The sequence below is a fragment of the Xanthomonas arboricola pv. juglandis genome, from assembly GCF_001013475.1.
GTDB classification, from domain to species: domain Bacteria; phylum Pseudomonadota; class Gammaproteobacteria; order Xanthomonadales; family Xanthomonadaceae; genus Xanthomonas; species Xanthomonas arboricola.
On sequence record NZ_JZEF01000001.1, the window covers coordinates 231,677 to 247,710 of the forward strand.

The 16,034-nt window shown below is 62.5% G+C and carries 16 protein-coding genes; 15 read left to right on the plus strand and 1 reads right to left on the minus strand.

The annotated features are described in order from the left end of the window. The first annotated feature begins 176 nt into the window (after positions 1 to 176). The 11 genes from rpoE (at position 177) to recO (ending at position 11,137) form a co-directional block, all read left to right on the plus strand. Positions 177 to 797 carry an RNA polymerase sigma factor RpoE gene (gene rpoE / locus XARJCFBP2528_RS00885; RefSeq protein WP_016903799.1) on the plus strand — a complete coding sequence of 207 codons (621 nt, stop codon included), beginning with the start codon at positions 177 to 179 and terminating at the stop codon, positions 795 to 797. Beyond that, positions 794 to 1,675: a sigma-E factor negative regulatory protein gene (locus XARJCFBP2528_RS00890; RefSeq protein ID WP_026064647.1), complete on the plus strand. Its 882-nt coding sequence runs from the start codon at positions 794 to 796 to the stop codon at positions 1,673 to 1,675. The genes rpoE and XARJCFBP2528_RS00890 overlap by 4 nt, the downstream gene beginning before the upstream one ends. A gap of 110 nt (positions 1,676 to 1,785) precedes the next feature. Further along, entirely contained in the window at positions 1,786 to 3,369 is a 1,584-nt protein-coding gene (locus XARJCFBP2528_RS00895) for a DegQ family serine endoprotease (RefSeq protein WP_016903797.1), read from the plus strand. A 123-nt stretch (positions 3,370 to 3,492) separates the two neighbouring features. Beyond that, positions 3,493 to 4,032 carry a glycine-rich domain-containing protein gene (locus tag XARJCFBP2528_RS23090; protein WP_144422101.1) on the plus strand — a complete coding sequence of 180 codons (540 nt, stop codon included), beginning with the start codon at positions 3,493 to 3,495 and terminating at the stop codon, positions 4,030 to 4,032. A gap of 50 nt (positions 4,033 to 4,082) precedes the next feature. Then, positions 4,083 to 5,408 (plus strand): glycosyltransferase family protein, encoded by a 1,326-nt coding sequence (locus XARJCFBP2528_RS23095; RefSeq protein ID WP_155410681.1) that lies wholly within the window; start codon positions 4,083 to 4,085, stop codon positions 5,406 to 5,408. Positions 5,409 to 5,504: 96 nt separating this feature from the next. Beyond that, positions 5,505 to 7,295 carry a translation elongation factor 4 gene (lepA, locus tag XARJCFBP2528_RS00900; protein ID WP_016903796.1) on the plus strand — a complete coding sequence of 597 codons (1,791 nt, stop codon included), beginning with the start codon at positions 5,505 to 5,507 and terminating at the stop codon, positions 7,293 to 7,295. 104 nt (positions 7,296 to 7,399) lie between these two features. After that, positions 7,400 to 8,200, plus strand: coding sequence for a signal peptidase I (gene lepB / locus XARJCFBP2528_RS00905; RefSeq protein WP_016903795.1), 801 nt, complete (start codon positions 7,400 to 7,402; stop codon positions 8,198 to 8,200). After that, positions 8,201 to 8,608, plus strand: coding sequence for a DUF4845 domain-containing protein (locus tag XARJCFBP2528_RS00910; RefSeq protein WP_026064646.1), 408 nt, complete (start codon positions 8,201 to 8,203; stop codon positions 8,606 to 8,608). It begins immediately after the preceding gene. Beyond that, entirely contained in the window at positions 8,598 to 9,278 is a 681-nt protein-coding gene (gene rnc, locus XARJCFBP2528_RS00915) for a ribonuclease III (protein WP_023903249.1), read from the plus strand. Before XARJCFBP2528_RS00910 ends, rnc begins: the two co-directional genes overlap by 11 nt. Beyond that, entirely contained in the window at positions 9,275 to 10,174 is a 900-nt protein-coding gene (gene era, locus XARJCFBP2528_RS00920) for a GTPase Era (protein ID WP_026064645.1), read from the plus strand. Before rnc ends, era begins: the two co-directional genes overlap by 4 nt. Before the next feature lie 240 nt (positions 10,175 to 10,414). Continuing rightward, a complete protein-coding gene (gene recO, locus XARJCFBP2528_RS00925) occupies positions 10,415 to 11,137 on the plus strand; it encodes a DNA repair protein RecO (protein WP_047124203.1) in 723 nt (240 codons plus the stop codon). A 151-nt stretch (positions 11,138 to 11,288) separates the two neighbouring features. Here recO and XARJCFBP2528_RS00930 read toward each other — a convergent pair whose 3' ends face one another. Further along, on the minus strand, positions 11,289 to 12,011 hold the full coding sequence (locus tag XARJCFBP2528_RS00930; protein WP_026064631.1) for a response regulator: 723 nt from the start codon (positions 12,009 to 12,011) through the stop codon (positions 11,289 to 11,291). A gap of 157 nt (positions 12,012 to 12,168) precedes the next feature. On the opposite strand from XARJCFBP2528_RS00930, the gene rlmD reads away from it, so the two are divergent. The 4 genes from rlmD to XARJCFBP2528_RS00950 all read left to right on the plus strand — a co-directional run bounded on the left by rlmD (position 12,169) and on the right by XARJCFBP2528_RS00950 (position 15,996). After that, the gene (gene rlmD, locus XARJCFBP2528_RS00935; protein WP_026064630.1) at positions 12,169 to 13,503 is read left to right on the plus strand and encodes a 23S rRNA (uracil(1939)-C(5))-methyltransferase RlmD; all 1,335 of its coding nucleotides are present in this window, start codon (positions 12,169 to 12,171) and stop codon (positions 13,501 to 13,503) included. A 103-nt stretch (positions 13,504 to 13,606) separates the two neighbouring features. Next, positions 13,607 to 14,104 carry a CYTH domain-containing protein gene (locus XARJCFBP2528_RS00940; protein ID WP_016903736.1) on the plus strand — a complete coding sequence of 166 codons (498 nt, stop codon included), beginning with the start codon at positions 13,607 to 13,609 and terminating at the stop codon, positions 14,102 to 14,104. A gap of 152 nt (positions 14,105 to 14,256) precedes the next feature. Further along, a complete protein-coding gene (locus tag XARJCFBP2528_RS00945) occupies positions 14,257 to 14,940 on the plus strand; it encodes a DsbA family oxidoreductase (RefSeq protein ID WP_016903735.1) in 684 nt (227 codons plus the stop codon). A gap of 39 nt (positions 14,941 to 14,979) precedes the next feature. Continuing rightward, entirely contained in the window at positions 14,980 to 15,996 is a 1,017-nt protein-coding gene (locus XARJCFBP2528_RS00950) for an NAD(P)/FAD-dependent oxidoreductase (RefSeq protein ID WP_026064629.1), read from the plus strand. The last annotated feature ends 38 nt before the right edge of the window (positions 15,997 to 16,034 follow it).

Genomic DNA, 16,034 nt, shown 5'->3' on the forward strand with positions numbered 1-16,034 from the left:
ACGTCAAATACCCATACCTGTCGGCAAGGCGGCGCGTGCCTGGTGCGAGGCGTCGCCAGTGGCGCATCGGTGCAGCTAGTCTGATGCGTGACGATCGTACGGATCGGTATGAACTTTTCCCTTCAATGGTTGTCTCATTGCCCGACTTCGGTGGGCTGACAGGAGTGCGGCCCGACATGGCCGAAGTCGATACACCTCAGGAGCTGGACCTGGAACTGGTCCGGCGTGTGCAGCGCGGCGAGAGCGCAGCGTTCGATGTGCTGGTACGCAAATACCAGCACCGCATCGTTGCGTTGATCGGGCGCTACATCGCTGACTGGAGCGAGTGTCAGGACGTGGCTCAGGATACGTTTGTGCGCGCCTACCGCGCGATCAACAGTTTCCGCGGCGACTCGCAGTTCTATACATGGTTACACCGCATTGCCGTCAACACTGCCAAGAACCATCTGGTTGCGCACAACCGCCGTCCGCCCACCGACGATATCGAGATCAGCGATGCCGAACAGTTCGATGGTGCCACCCGCCTGCGCGATACCGACACCCCGGAGCGCGAATTGATGCGACAGGAGCTGGAACAAACGGTGATGCGTGCGGTCCAAGCCCTGCCGGAAGAACTTCGGTCGGCCATCACCCTGCGCGAGGTGGAGGGGCTGAGCTACGACGAAATCGCGCGAAAGATGGATTGCCCGATCGGAACGGTGCGCTCGCGCATCTTCCGGGCGCGCGAGGCCATCGACATCGAGCTGCGGCCTCTATTGGAGACCGAAAGCGCTACCCGTGAGCGACACCGTGTATGAGCCATAACCCTGCCATGTCCACCACCGACAAGTTCGAGCGTCACTACCGCCAGCAGCTGTCTGCGCTGGTGGATGGCGAATTGAGCGCCGACGAGTCGCGCTTCCTGCTGCGCCGTTTGGCCCACGACGAAGAACTGGCCGGCTGCCACGAACGTTGGCAGCTGTGCGGCGATGTGCTGCGCGGTGCGGCCAGCGCGCCGGCACCGCTGGAATTTGCCGCGCGCGTGCGCAGCGCCATCGCCGATGAGCCGGTGCCGCAGGCGCAGCCGGCCACGCGTCCGGCGGCGCGCTGGCGCTGGGGTGGTGGCGCGGCGATTGCGGCATCTGTGGCGGCGATCGCCTTGTTCATGGCGCGCGAGCGTTTGCCCGAGACGGCGCCGCCTGCCGCCCAGGTGCCGGTGTTCGCCTCGGCCGCGCAGATGCCCGCCGCAGTGCAGCCGCCTGCAGCGCCGAAAGCGCCGGCGACACCGGATCCGGCCACACCCGACGAGGGTGTCGCGCTCGCTGCAGCGGTGCCTGCCGCTGCGCTGGCTTCCACCCGTCGCGGTGCGGCCACGCGCAATCAGCAGGCGGCCCGCAGTGTTGCTGCCCGCCAGCAGCAGGCACCCACCCGCATGGTGGCCGCTGCCACGCCGGCACCGGTTGCTCCGGCTGTGCGTCCGGCCGCGCCGTCGAACCCGTTCACGCATTCCGAGATGACCTTGCAGGCGCGGCCCTGGCCCCGCGCGGCCTTGTCCGGCGCTGGTGAAAGTCCGCTCAATGCCAGCTACAGTCAAGGCCGCCAGGGTCCGGCGTTCTATCCGTTCGAGCCTGCGCCGCAAGCGATTGCCAGCCCGGCAGCGAGCCGGCCGCTGCCGGTGCAGCCGCCGCAAGACTGATCCCGCCGCCGACCTTCATCGGTTCGGCGTCCTCCCTTCCGTTATCGTGCCGGACCCCTTGCAAAGGCAGGGGCTTTGGCCCCTGTCGCCCTGCCATCGGAGGCAACCTGATGAACCATCGCATCCGCACCCAGATGTTCGGCCTGATCGCCATGACCCTGCCGTTGGCCGCCTGCGCGCAGCAGCCCGCGCCCGCCGCCAAGGACGCCGCACCGATTGCCGCCAACCGCAGCGCCACGCCGGCGCCGCAGCTGGTGGCGGGCCTGCCGGACTTCACCAATCTGGTTGAACAGGTTGGCCCGGGCGTGGTCAATATCGAAACCACCATCACCCGCAAGGACGCCATGGCGCGCCAGCGGCGCGGTGGGCCGGGTGGGCAGGACGGCGGCGCGATGCCGGGCGATGAGCAGATGCCGGAGTTCTTCCGCCGCTTCTTCGGGCCGGATTTCCAGATGCCGGGCGGGCCGCGCCAGGGGCCGGGTGGCCCAGGGCAGGGCGATGACGATGGCGGCATTGCCGGCAAGTCGATGGGCTCGGGCTTTATCATTTCGGCCGATGGCTATGTGCTGACCAACCATCACGTGGTCGATGGCGCCAGCGAAGTGACCGTCAAGCTGACCGACCGGCGCGAGTTCAAGGCCAAGGTGGTCGGCAGCGACGAGCAGTTCGATGTGGCGCTGCTCAAGATCGAGGCCAAGGGCCTGCCAACGGTGCGCCTGGGCGATTCCAATTCGCTTAAGCCGGGCCAGTGGGTGGTGGCGATCGGCTCGCCGTTCGGGCTGGATCACTCGGTCACCGCCGGTATCGTCAGTGCCATCGGCCGCAGCAACCCGTATGCGGATCAGCGCTACGTGCCCTTCATCCAGACCGACGTGGCGATCAATCAGGGCAACTCCGGTGGCCCGCTGCTCAACACGCGTGGCGAAGTGGTCGGCATCAACTCGCAGATCTTCTCCGCCTCGGGCGGCTACATGGGGATCAGTTTTGCGATCCCGATCGATCTGGCTTTCAGTGCCGCCGAACAGATCAAGGCCACCGGCCATGTGAGTCGCGGCATGCTGGGTGTGGCGGTCGGCCCGATCGATTCGCTCAAGGCGCAGGGCCTTAGCCTGCCGGACACGCGCGGCGCGCTGGTCAACGACATTCCCGCCGGCAGCCCGGCCGCCAAGGCCGGGATCGAAGTGGGCGATGTGATCACCGCCGTCAACGGCAAGCCGATCGATGTCTTCAGCGATCTGCCGCCGATGATCGGCCTGATGGCGCCGGGCACCAAGGTCAACCTGGACGTGTTGCGCGATGGCAAGCCGCGCAAGGTAGCTGTCACCCTGACGACGCTGAACAACCCCGCCGGCGACACCGCACCGCGCACCACTGCTGACCAGGCTAAGCCCAGCGCCCCGGCGAGTGTGAAGCTGCTCGGCCTGCAGGTGGCCGACCTGACCACCGCCGAGCGGAACCACATGGGTCTAGAGACGGGACAGGGCGTACGCATCGCGGCAGTGACGGGTTCGCAGGCACGCAACACTTCGCCGCCGCTTTCTCCTGGCCAAGTAATTCTCCGGGTAGGTAGGATATCAGTGGGTAGTGTTACTGAATTGAATCACGCACTAGCTAGCTATAAGCGAGACGACGTGATCATGCTATTAATCTCCAACGGGCAAGCAAACAGCTACGTAGCTATCAAAGCTGAGTAATATGTTGCTGAGCTCAGTAGCACATTGATGCCCAAACTAGTTGACATCATTGACTTGGTCAGCGGCCTGTAGTAAGTAGAAATGGCAGGGGGTTGTCTCAACATGCGTAAGAGGAGAGTGTAGATGGCTCTTGATCTTGATGAAAATGTAGAGGTTGACTCGGTCGTCTCACGAGATAGGAGTGTTGAATCTAAGGTAGTTTTTGAGGATTCTAGTGGCCTTATTCTAAGGGCGCTATCTTTTCCTATAGACAATCTTGTCATGAAGTATGCAAATGAGGTGGGTATTTCCAAAAAAAATGCGTCTGAGCATGCTTCTGAAGTGATTAGATATCTGGCCTTGTGTGCGCTATATCCACAAAAAAAGTTTCCGATGGCGAGGACTGTGGACAGGTTTTGGCATGAATTTATCGTGAACACTGTGGATTATGTTAATTTTTGTAAAGCTGTCGCTGGCCGCTACATACATCATAAGCCTGCGGGTTCTTCCGCGAATGATGGTGGCGTTGATTTAATGGGTGATTACAAGTTCTTTAGGTTTGCATATGAGCGGCACTTTGGTGAGGCGCCGCCGCCTCAGTTCTGGCCAAATTTGGAACTTGGTCCTGGTGGTTTTGGGGATTGCTTTAACTGTTGGGTTATGTCTGATGAGGATGTAGTCTAACTGCAGTATTTGGGCGCCATCCGGTTGGGTGGCGCCTTAGAGGGGGTAATATGGCTCGCATTATGATTTTTGGGAAATATCCTCCTATACAGGGAGGGGTTTCCAGATCCTTATATTGGTTGGCGCAAAATTTAGCTAGAGCTGGGCATATAATCACGGTAATAACAAATGCAGAGGGCGTGGAGAGTAACTTCAAGCAGTTGCTCGAAAGTGATGACTTATTAATGCTGAAAAGCGCTGGGGCAGGCTATGAAGTAAATGTTATCAATGTGGATGTTCTACGAGGAAAAACTATTCCGGGAGATGTTCCGTTTTTATCGTTGTTGATTGGTGCAGGACTTAGAGAGGCACATTCAGCTAAGCCTGATCTCATAATAGGTTGGTATCTTGAGCCATATGTGGTCGCAGGAGCTTTTGTTTCTCGCGAGTTAAAAATAAGGTCAATAGCTCTTCATGCAGGCAGTGATTTGGCGAGGCTTTCAAAGTATCCTGAGCTTGAGGCGACCTTTCGATGCATTCTTGAGTGGCACAATTTTGTTTTAACTAAGCTTGGCTCGGCGCGCTCCGTGAGCGATCTAAGAAGGCTTGGTGTGGCTGATCAAAAGTTGATGTATTATGGCGGGTCAGGATTGGAGGATATTTATTATTCTTCTCCAAATCCCATTGAAGTTAATGATGTCTGTACTAAGGCCGTAGAGCATCTGCGTGCTCTTGATTTATCTGCGAGGGCGGTAAGTGCTGTAATTGATATAAATAAAAAAGATTTCGATTCAATTGATGGGGTTGTTCTCGGAATCTATGGGAAAATTGGATATGCCAAGGGAAGCTTTGCTCTGTTGGAGGTGCTATCTAAAATCGCTAAGGCTGGTGTGCCTTTCAGGTTTCTATTTATGCCGACGGGTAGCTCTCGCTTGATGGATCGTTTTTTTAAGAGTGTGACTTCAGATCCGACGTTGGCCGCTCGTGCCTGGTATATTCCTCCCTGTGCGCCATGGAAAGTTCCGCGTTTTATTGATAGATGTGACGCTATTTTTATTCTAGAAAAAAATGCGGATGTTCCCTATCACGGGTCGAGAATTCCGCGTGAGGTCTTGGCGCGTTCCAAATGTTGTGTGATGCCGCGAAATATTTCAATCGGAAAGGGAATTTATGATGTTCTGATTGATGGTGAAAATGTGGCTTTCATAGATGATGTGGCTAATCTTGATCAACTTAGGGATGTTGTTTTGCGTATCTTAGGTGACAAAGAGTTCGTACAAAATATTTCATTGTTGGCACGAGGCGCTTCCGATGCTATAGAGTACGGTTTGGGTTCTCAGTTGTCATTGCTTGATGTTGTTGGAAGGTTGGTAAACGAACGAAGTGTTGGGAGATGACGTGCCGGGATAGTTTAATTTTATTTGCAATAATTCTCGTGAGGTGACATCATTAAAGGCTGTGAGCTTTATAATGGTGGTTAGATCCCACCCCCTATGAATCATATCCGCAACTTCTCCATCATCGCCCACGTCGACCACGGGAAATCTACCCTGGCCGACCGGATCATCCAGCTGTGCGGCGGCCTTCAGGCGCGCGAGATGGAAGCCCAGGTGCTCGACTCCAACCCGATCGAGCGCGAGCGTGGCATCACGATCAAGGCGCAGTCGGTGTCCTTGCCGTACACGGCGAAGGACGGGCAGGTCTACCAACTGAACTTCATCGACACCCCCGGGCATGTGGACTTCTCCTATGAAGTCAGCCGCTCGCTGGCCGCGTGCGAAGGCGCGTTGCTGGTGGTGGATGCGGCCCAGGGCGTGGAAGCGCAATCGGTCGCCAATTGCTACACCGCGGTGGAGCAGGGCCTGGAAGTGGTGCCGGTACTCAACAAGATCGACCTGCCCACCGCCGACATCGAGCGCGCCAAGGCCGAGATCGAAGCGGTGATCGGCATCGATGCCGAAGACGCGGTGGCGGTCAGTGCCAAGACCGGCTTCAACGTCGATCTGGTGCTGGAAGCGATCGTGCAGCGCATTCCGCCGCCCAAGCCGCGCGATACCGACAAGCTGCAGGCGCTGATCATCGACTCCTGGTTCGACAACTACCTGGGCGTGGTCTCGCTGGTACGCGTGATGCAGGGTGAGATCAAGCCGGGCAGCAAGATCCTGGTGATGTCCACCGGCCGCACGCATCTGGTCGACAAGGTCGGCGTGTTCACCCCCAAGCGCAAGGAATTGCCCGCGTTGGGCGCCGGCGAAGTGGGTTGGATCAACGCCTCGATCAAGGACGTGCACGGCGCACCGGTCGGCGACACACTGACCCTGGCGGCCGACCCGGCACCGCATGCGCTGCCCGGTTTCCAGGAAATGCAGCCGCGCGTGTTCGCCGGCCTGTTCCCGGTCGATGCCGAGGATTATCCGGACCTGCGCGAAGCGCTGGACAAGCTGCGTCTGAACGATGCGGCGCTGCGTTTCGAGCCGGAAAGTTCCGAGGCGATGGGCTTCGGCTTCCGCTGCGGTTTCCTGGGCATGCTGCACATGGAAATCGTGCAGGAGCGGCTGGAGCGCGAGTACAACCTCAATCTGATTTCGACCGCGCCGACCGTCGTCTATGAAGTGCTCAAGACCGACGGCAGCGTGATCCCGATGGACAACCCGTCCAAGCTGCCGCCGTTGAACCATGTGCAAGAGATCCGCGAGCCGATCATTCGCGCCAACATCCTCACACCGCCCGATTACGTCGGCAACATCATCACCTTGTGCGAAGAAAAGCGCGGCAGCCAGATCGGCATCAATTACCTGGGCAGCCAGGTGCAGATCAGCTACGAGTTGCCGATGGCCGAAGTGGTGCTGGATTTCTTTGACAAGCTCAAGTCGGTCTCGCGCGGTTACGCCTCGCTGGATTATCACTTCCTGCGTTTCGATGCCGGCCCGTTCGTACGTGTGGACACGCTGATCAACGGCGACAAGGTCGACGCGCTGAGCATCATCGTGCACCGCAGCTACGCCGATCGGCGTGGCCGCGAACTGTGCGAGAAGATGAAGGAATTGATCCCGCGGCAGATGTTCGACGTGGCAATTCAAGCCGCCGTCGGCGCGCAGATCATCTCGCGCTCCACGGTCAAGGCGATGCGCAAGAACGTGTTGGCCAAGTGCTATGGTGGCGACGTTTCGCGCAAGAAAAAGCTGCTGGAAAAGCAGAAAGAAGGCAAGAAGCGCATGAAGCAGGTCGGCCGCGTGGAGATTCCGCAAGAGGCCTTCCTGGCTGTCCTGCAGATGGATAAGTAGCTGGGAATGTTAAATCGGGAATCGGGAATCGTAAGGGCGCAAGCGCTCCTGCTGTTCCGATTCCCCATTCTCGATTCTCGATTCCCTTTCCGAAAGGAACATCAATGAAATGGTTTGAAATCGCCCTGGTCGTACTGACGCTGGGCACCGGCTTCATCTGGCTGCTGGACAAGTTGTTTCTGGCCAAGCGCCGCGCCGCACGTGCCGGGCTGCTGGACAGCGAGCCGGCGATCATCGATTACTCGCGCGCGTTCTTTCCGGTGTTGGCGGTGGTGCTGATCCTGCGCAGCTTCGTGGCCGAGCCGTACAAGATTCCGTCCAGTTCGATGATGCCCAATCTGCTGATCGGCGACTTCATCCTGGTCAACAAGTTCGCTTACGGCTTCCGTCTGCCGATCACCAACACCAAGTTCATCCCCACCGGCGAGCCCAAGCGTGGCGATGTGGTGGTATTCAAGCCGCCGCATGCGCCCGACCAGAACTGGATCAAGCGCGTGGTCGGCCTGCCGGGCGATAAGATCGGTTTCCACGGCGATACGCTGTACATCAACGACAAGCCGATGCGCTACACGGTCAAGGGCGAGTACATCGGCAAGGGCAAGGGCGCCGAGATGACCGGCACCACGCTGCTGGTCGAGGACTTGCCGGGCCGCACGCACACCGTGCTGGAATGGGTGGATCGCAACATGCCGGCCGGGCAGGGCGACTGGACCGTACCGGCCGCCAGCTATTTCGTGATGGGGGATAATCGCGACAACAGCGAAGACAGCCGATTCTGGACCCAGACGCACTTTCTGCCGGAAGCCAATCTGCGCGGCAAGGCGTTCCTGATCTGGCTCAATTGCGAAGGGTGGTTCTGCAAGGGGAGTTTCGATCCGTCGCGGATCGGGACCGGAATCCAGTAAATGCACGCACGGCGTGCCAGGGGAAGCACAATGAAGCGCAAGCAGAGCGGTATGACGTTGACGTCGTTCGTGGTGGTGCTGGCGGTGGTGGGGTTTGGCCTGTACTTGGGAATGAAGCTGTTTCCGATGTATCAGGAATATTATTCCGTGCGCACAGCGATGAAGGGGCTGGCCAAAGAGCCCGGCGCCGGTGAGATGGATCCGTCCAAGTTGCAGGATCTGTTCTTCCGTCGGCTGTACATCAATTACTCGGAAAACGTCAAAAAAGAAGACGTCAAGTTCGAGCGTATCGAAGGTGGCTGGCGCATGAAGGTCAACTACGAAGTGCGTCGCGAAATGATCGGCAATCTCGATGTGGTCGGCAAATTCGATACATCGCAGGACATGACTGGACGTGGTGGGCAATAGAACTTTCCAGCGTGGCGATCCGATCGGGCACGCGTTTGCCGATCCGGGTCTGCTCGCCCAGGCACTGCGGCATCGCAGCGCCGGGACCCCGCATAACGAACGGCTGGAATTCCTCGGCGACGGCATCGTCAATCTGCTGATCGCCGAGGCGCTGTATCAGCGCTGGCCCAAGGCCGACGAAGGCGCATTGACCCGTGCACGCGCCGAACTCGTGCGCGAGGGGGCGCTGGCCGTCATCGGCCGCACGCTGAATCTGGGCGAGCGGCTGACGCTCGGTCCGGGCGAGCTGAAATCCGGTGGACACCGGCGCGATTCGATCCTGGCCGATGCGGTCGAAGCGATCGTCGCAGCGATCTATCTGGACTGTGGCTTCGAGCGTTGCCGTGAGGTGGTGCTGCCCTGGTTCGAGCCTTCATTGGCTGCGCTGCCGGTGGGCAAGGCTGAAAAAGATCCCAAGACCCGGCTGCAGGAATGGCTGCAGGCGCGGCAACTCCCGCTGCCCAATTACGCGTTGATCAGTGAAAGCGGCGACGAACATGCCAAGCAGTTCCATGTCGCCTGCATTCTGGAACAGCCCGTCGCCCGCGCCGAAGGCCAGGGCACCTCGCGTCGCCTTGCCGAGCAACAGGCGGCCACCCTCGTCATCGCACAACTGGATTCAAACACGTGAGCGAAACCTCTTCCCCCCACCGTAGCGGCAGCGTCGCCGTGATCGGCCGTCCCAATGTCGGCAAGTCCACCCTGACCAATGCCCTGGTCGGCGCCAAGGTCAGCATCGTGTCCAACCGGCCGCAGACCACGCGCCACCGGTTGCTGGGCATTGCCACCTTTCCCGAGGGGCAGCTGGTGCTGGTCGACACGCCCGGACTGCATCGCGAGCAGAAGCGCGCCATGAACCGGGTGATGAACCGCGCCGCGCGCGGCTCGCTGGAAGGCGTGGACGCGGCGGTGCTGGTGATCGAAGCCGGCCGTTGGGACGAGGAAGACACCCTGGCCTTCAATGTCCTGAGCGATGCCGACGTGCCGGTGGTGCTGGTGGTCAACAAGGTCGACCGGCTCAAGGACAAGACCGCGCTGTTCCCGTTCCTGGCCCAGGTCAGCCAGGGGCGTACGTTCGCTGCGGTGCATCCGGTGTCGGCGCTCAAGCGCAAGGGCCTGGAGGCGTTGGTCGGCGACCTGCTCAAGCTGGTGCCGGAGGCCGAAGCGATGTTCGGCGAGGACGAGATCACCGACCGCAGTCAGCGCTTCCTGGCCGGGGAACTGGTACGTGAGCAGTTGATGCGGCAACTCGGCGAAGAATTGCCGTATGCCACCACGGTGGAGATCGAACGCTTTGCCGAAGATGGTGCGCTGCTGCGCATCGGCGCGGTGATCTGGGTCGAGCGCGAAGGCCAGAAGGCGATCGTGATCGGCAAGGGCGGCACCCGTCTGAAGGACATCGGCGGCAAGGCGCGGCTGCAGATGGAGCGCCTGTTCGGTGCCAAGGTGTTCCTGGAGACCTGGGTGCGCGTGCGCGAAGGCTGGTCGGACGACGAAGCGGCATTGAAGGCGTTCGGATACGAGTGAGGTCCTGGCCGGCGCCGGTGCAGATGAGATGCTGACGGCCTGCCGAAGTGATCGCCTACACCGGCACTGGCGTGGAGCTGCGATGCAAGCGATGTCCCGATGCACCGGATCGCGCCTGGCCACCGCGGCTGATATCGGTGGCCGGTGCGATCATGTGCGCTGCCGGGAGTGGCTCACAGCGGTCACTGCCGGCAGCCGGTCTTCTGTCCTGCAGTTGCGCCCCTTGCCGCATAACAGATCATGCTGATCGAACACGAACGCGGTTTCGTCCTGCATGTGCGCGCCTGGCGCGAGACCAGCCTGCTGGTGGAGGTGCTGACCGAGCAGCATGGTCGGGTCGGGCTATTGGCGCGCGGGGTGCACGGGCCACGCAAGCAGGCCTTGCGGGCCGCGCTGCAGCCACTGCAACTGATCCAGTTCACGGCGGTGCAACGCGGCGAACTGGCCCAGTTGCGTCAGGCCGAGGCGCTGGATACCGCACCCCGGCTGGCGGGCGAATCCATGCTGGCCGGCTTCTATATCAGCGAATTGCTGCTGCGCCTGGCGCCGCGCAACGACCCGGTGCCAGAGCTGTTCGATTGCTATGCGCAGGCGCGTGCGCATCTGGCATCGGACCTGCCGCTGGCCTGGGGGCTGCGCCAGTTCGAGCGCGATGTGCTCGATGGCCTGGGCGTGGCGTTCGATCTGCAGCACGACCGCGACGGCCAACCGATCGACCCGGCGGCGCGCTACCGGCTCGATCCTCAGGAAGGCGCGTTGCGCGTCTTGAGCGAGGCGATGGCACAGGATCGGCGCGACACCGTCACCGGCGCGGCGCTGCTGGCGTTGGGCCAGGATGTCATGCCCGCAGCCGACGACATGCCGGGCCTGCGTCGCAGCATGCGGGGCGTGCTGCTGCACCATCTGAGCGGACGCGGGCTGAAATCCTGGGAAATGCTCGAGGATCTGGCGCGGCGGCGTTGAGGAGCGAAAGGCCGGTCAACCAAACCTGGCCAGTAGTAGACAGATGCGCGTTGGACTCCATGCGGACCCATCGTGCACGCGTGGTGCTCGATGTCGCCTGTTCCGATCGCTGACGCTGTGCCGAGCCCGGGGACATCGACGCAGTCGCCCCTCAGTGCAGCAATGCGGCCACCGCCGCATGGAACTGCGTCTGCGCCGTGCTGGAATGCGGGTCGCCGCGCAGCAGGCGCACTGCGCCGGCAAGCCGCGCCGCGCCGACAAATCCGCAGCTGGCCTGCAGCCGGTGCAGATGGCCGCGCAGTGCCTGATCGTCGCTGACCTGCAAGGCCGAGTCCACCGCGTCGCGGGTGCCCGGCAACTCGGCCAGAAACAACTCGCGCAGCGCGTTGAGATGATGTTGCTGGCCGTTGAGGGCGCTGAGCGCGGCCGCTTCGTCCCAATCGCTGGCGGCGATGTCGACCACACCCACCGGCGCCACGCTGTAGCGGCCGCGCGCCAGTCCGCGACGCACCGCCTGCAGCAGGCGCTCGGAGGTCAGTGGCTTGACCAGCATTTCCAGAAAGCCATCGGACTGCAGGCTGCGTTGCATCGCCGTAGCGGTGTCCGCGGTATGAGCCAGTGCAGGCACGTCCGGGTGCAGCAGGCGCAATGCGCGTAGCAGGCCGCTGCCGGTGCCATCGGGAAGATTGACATCGATCAGCCACAGGTCGTGGCGACGTTCGCGCGCGCGGTCCAGTGCCGAAGACAAGGAGTCTGCGCAGTCCACATGAGCGGGAAGACCTCCCAGCACCGCCTGCAGAAAGCCACGGCTGATCGGGTCGTCCTCTACCAGCAAGAGTCGTGGTTGGGGTTCGTGGCGTGTGGCCATGTTCATGCTGCCTCCTTGTCAGCGATGCCGCGTCCTAGCAGGCGCGTGCAGCGGAAGTGTGCCTGTGTTTGCAGGGCGCGACAATTGTTCCATCGCGCGAAGCGGCCGCGATCGATCGCATCTGCGACAATACGCACCCTTTTTGCCCGCAGCTTGTCGCCACGTGGCCAGAACCCGAAACCGCCTCGACCGTACTCCGTTCCAGACCGCGATCACCGACCTCAGTCACGACGGGCGCGGTGTGGCCCGCCGCGACGGCGAGGGCGGCAAGGTCACCTTCATCAGTGGCGCCTTGCCCGGCGAACTGGTGCGTGCCGAACCCACCGCGCGCAGCCGGCATTTCGACGAGGCCAGGACGGTGGAGGTGCTGGAGGCGTCGCCGCAGCGGGTGACCCCGCGCTGCCCGCATTTCGGCGTCTGCGCCGGCTGCGTCCTGCAGCATCTGGAAGAGTCGCAGCAGATCGTGGCCAAGCAGCGCGTGTTGATGGACAACCTGGAGCGCATCGGACACGTCACGCCGCAGGCGGTGTTGCCGGCCCTGGTCGGCGATACCTGGGGCTATCGGCGCAAGGGCCGCTTTTCGGTCCGGCGCGTCGAAAAGAAGGACAAGACCCTGGTGGGGTTTCGCGAGCTGGATCCGCGTTTCGTGGCCGATCTGTCGGTCTGCTACACGGTGATCCCGCAGATCGGCGAGAAGGTTCCGCAGCTGGCGGCGCTGGTCGAAGGTTTGGACGGAAAGCGCGACATCCCGCAGATCGAATTCATCGCCGGCGACGACGCGGTGGTATTGACCATCCGTCATCTGCAGCCGCTCAGCGAGCGCGATCTGCAGGCGCTGACCGCGTTCGCCCAGGCGCAGGGCTTTGCGATCTTCCTGCAGCCGGGCGGCGTGGATAGCGTGCATCCGCTGTGGCCGCAGGAAGTGCCACTGTCGTTCCGCCTGCCGCAGTGGGATGTGGAGCTGGCGTTCCGGCCGCTGGACTTCATCCAGGTCAACGCCTCGCTCAACCAGAAAATGATCGCGCATGCGCTGGCACTGCTCGACGCCAGGCCGGACGACCGCGTGCTGGACCTGTTCTGTGGGCTGGGCAATTTCACCCTGCCGTTGGCGCGCGGCGTGCGTGAAGTGGTCGGTGTGGAGGGCGATGCCGGGCTGGTGGCGCGCGCCAGGGACAACGCGCAGCGCAACGGTCTGGCAAACGCGCAGTTCTATGCGGCCGACCTGACCCAAGACCAGCGCAACGCTGAGTGGATGCGGCAGGGCTTCGACAAGCTGCTGCTGGACCCGCCGCGCTCGGGCGCGCTGGAAGTGCTGCAGCAGTTGCCGCTGAAAAAGTTCGAGCGCATCGTCTATGTGAGCTGCCACCCCGGCTCGCTGGCGCGCGATGCCGGCTACCTGGTCAACGAGCAGGGCTTCACGCTCAAGGCCGCCGGCGCGATGGACATGTTTCCGCACACCGCACATGTGGAGAGCATTGCGGTGTTCGAAAGGCGGTGATTGGGGATTGGGCATTGGGGATTCGCAGGAGCGCATTCCCTAAGCCCGCCAGTTAGCCGCTGTGACCAATCCCCAATCCCGAATCTCTAATCCCCAAAATCCCATGCCCATCGAAATCGAACGCAAATTCCTGGTGACCGGCGATGGCTGGCGCAGTGCCGCCCATGCGGTGATCCCGATGGCGCAGGGCTATATCAACGACCAGGCGGCATTGCGCAGCGGTGCGCAGAACGCGTCGGTGCGGGTGCGCATCCAGGGCGAGAGCGCGTTTCTCAACCTGAAATCGCGTGAGGTGGGGCACACGCGGCAGGAGTTCGAGTATCCGATTCCGGTCGTCGAGGCGCGTGCGCTGTTGGCGCTGTGTGTCGGCGGCCTGATCGACAAGCGCAGGCATCTGGTCCAGTACCAGGGGCATGTGTGGGAAGTGGACGAATTCCTCGGCGACAACGCCGGGCTGGTGGTGGCCGAGATCGAACTCGACGATGCGGGCGAGGCTTTCGCCAAACCCGAATGGACTGGCGCGGAGGTCACCGACGACGTGCGCTATTACAACCTGGCGCTGGCCTCGCACCCGTTCAAGCACTGGAGCGGGGATTTGTAGGTCGGGATTCGGGATTGGGCATTCGGGATTCGTAAAAGCTAACGCGATGCGTCGGAGTTGGGGCTGATTGCGTTGCGCCCCCCCCCAGTCCCTGCCTTGGTATTGGGTTTATGCTTTGCGAGTCCCCAATGACGAATCTCCAATCCCCGCCCATGCGCATCGATATCTGGTCTGACGTGGTCTGCCCCTGGTGCTGGATCGGCAAGCGCCGTTTCGAGCAGGCGGTGGCCGCACTCGGTGCGCAGGCAGCGGCGCTGGACATCCATTACCACGCCTTCCAGCTGGACCCAGATGCTGGCCTGGAGCCGACCCCGCTGCGTGATGCGCTGGCGCAAAAGTTCGGCGGTGCCGCGCGCGTGGAGCAGATGCTGGCGCAGACCCAGGCCACTGCGCGCGCCGAAGGCCTGCCGTTCGATTTCGCGCGTGGGCAGGTGCAGGTCAGCACCCTGCGCGCGCATCGGCTGATCTGGCTGGCCAGCCGCGAGGGCGATGTCCAGGCCGTGATCGAAGCGCTGTTCCATGCGTATTTTGCCGAAGGCCAGGACATCGGCGCGACCCAAACGCTGGTGTCCGCCGGGGCCGCCGGCGGTCTGGACGAGGCCCGCGTGCGCGCCCTGCTGGACTGCGACGAAGGCGTCGTTGCGGTGGAAGCGCAACTGGCGCAAGCCGCTGCGTTGGGAATCCGTGCAGTGCCCAGTTTCGTCATCGATGGACGCAGCCTGATCCAGGGCGCGCAGCCGCCGGAAAGCTTCGCGCAGGCACTGTTGCAGCTGGCGGCCGAATCGGCGCCGATCGGCGGTCCCGATACCTGCGGGCCGGACGGCTGCGCGGTGTGAACGGCTGGCGGCGTGTGGCAACGGCCTGCCGCTGACGAGATGACGCGGCCCACCCCATCGAAGACGGTTGCGGTGATCGGCGCCGGGCTGGCCGGGCTTGCCTGCGCGCAACGTCTGCAGGCGTCAGGATTGGCCGTGACGCTGTTCGAGCAGGGCGATGTGCCCGGCGGACGCATGCGCAGCTGTGGCGGCGATGGCTGGCAATGCGATCACGGCGCGCAGTATTTCACCGCACGTGACCGGGCGTTTGCCGCGGTGGTGGAGGCATGGATCGCGCGCGGCGTCGCGGCGGTCTGGCCTGCGCGCGTCGCCAGTTGGGATGGCGCCGACATGCGTGCGTCACACGGCGGGTTGACGCGCTTTGTCGGGGTGCCGGACATGGCCGCACCGGCGCGTGCGCTTGCGGCGGCCCTCAATGTTCGGTTGGGCAGCTCTGTGCGATCGCTGCAGCGCGAGGGCGACACCTGGCAACTGGAGGTGGCGGAAGATGCGACCACACGCAGTTGCTGCTTCGACACCGTGCTGCTGGCGGTGCCGGCACCGCTTGCAGCTACGTTGCTGGCGGACATCGCGCCCACACTGGCGACGCTTGCCGCCGGCGCGCGGATGCAGCCGGCCTGGGCAGTGGTGGCGCGTTTCGACATGCCGGTCGACCCCGGGTACGACGCCCTGTTCGTCAACGCCGGCCCGTTGCGCTGGGCGGCCCGCAACTCCAGCAAGCCGGGGCGAGAGGGCGTGGGAACCTGGCTGCTGCATGCCACTGCCGATTGGAGTCGGGCGAATCTGGACGCAACGCCTGAAACAGTGATTGCCCGCGTGTTGCCCGCGTTGGCCGCGCTTGGCCTGCCTCTGCCGCAGTCCTGCGACGCCTATCGCTGGACGGTTGCCAGCACCGATCCGGCCTTGCAGATCGGCTGTGCCTGGGAGGCGCGGCTGGGTATCGGCATCTGCGGCGACTGGTTGGCCGGGGGCAAGGTCGAAGGTGCCTGGCAGAGCGGTGTGGCGTTGGCAAGGCGTGTGTGCGCCGGCGATGCCGCCTGCAGCGGGCAGGATTGATGCGGTGGCATGCGCAGCGGGAGAGGCACTGGCACTTG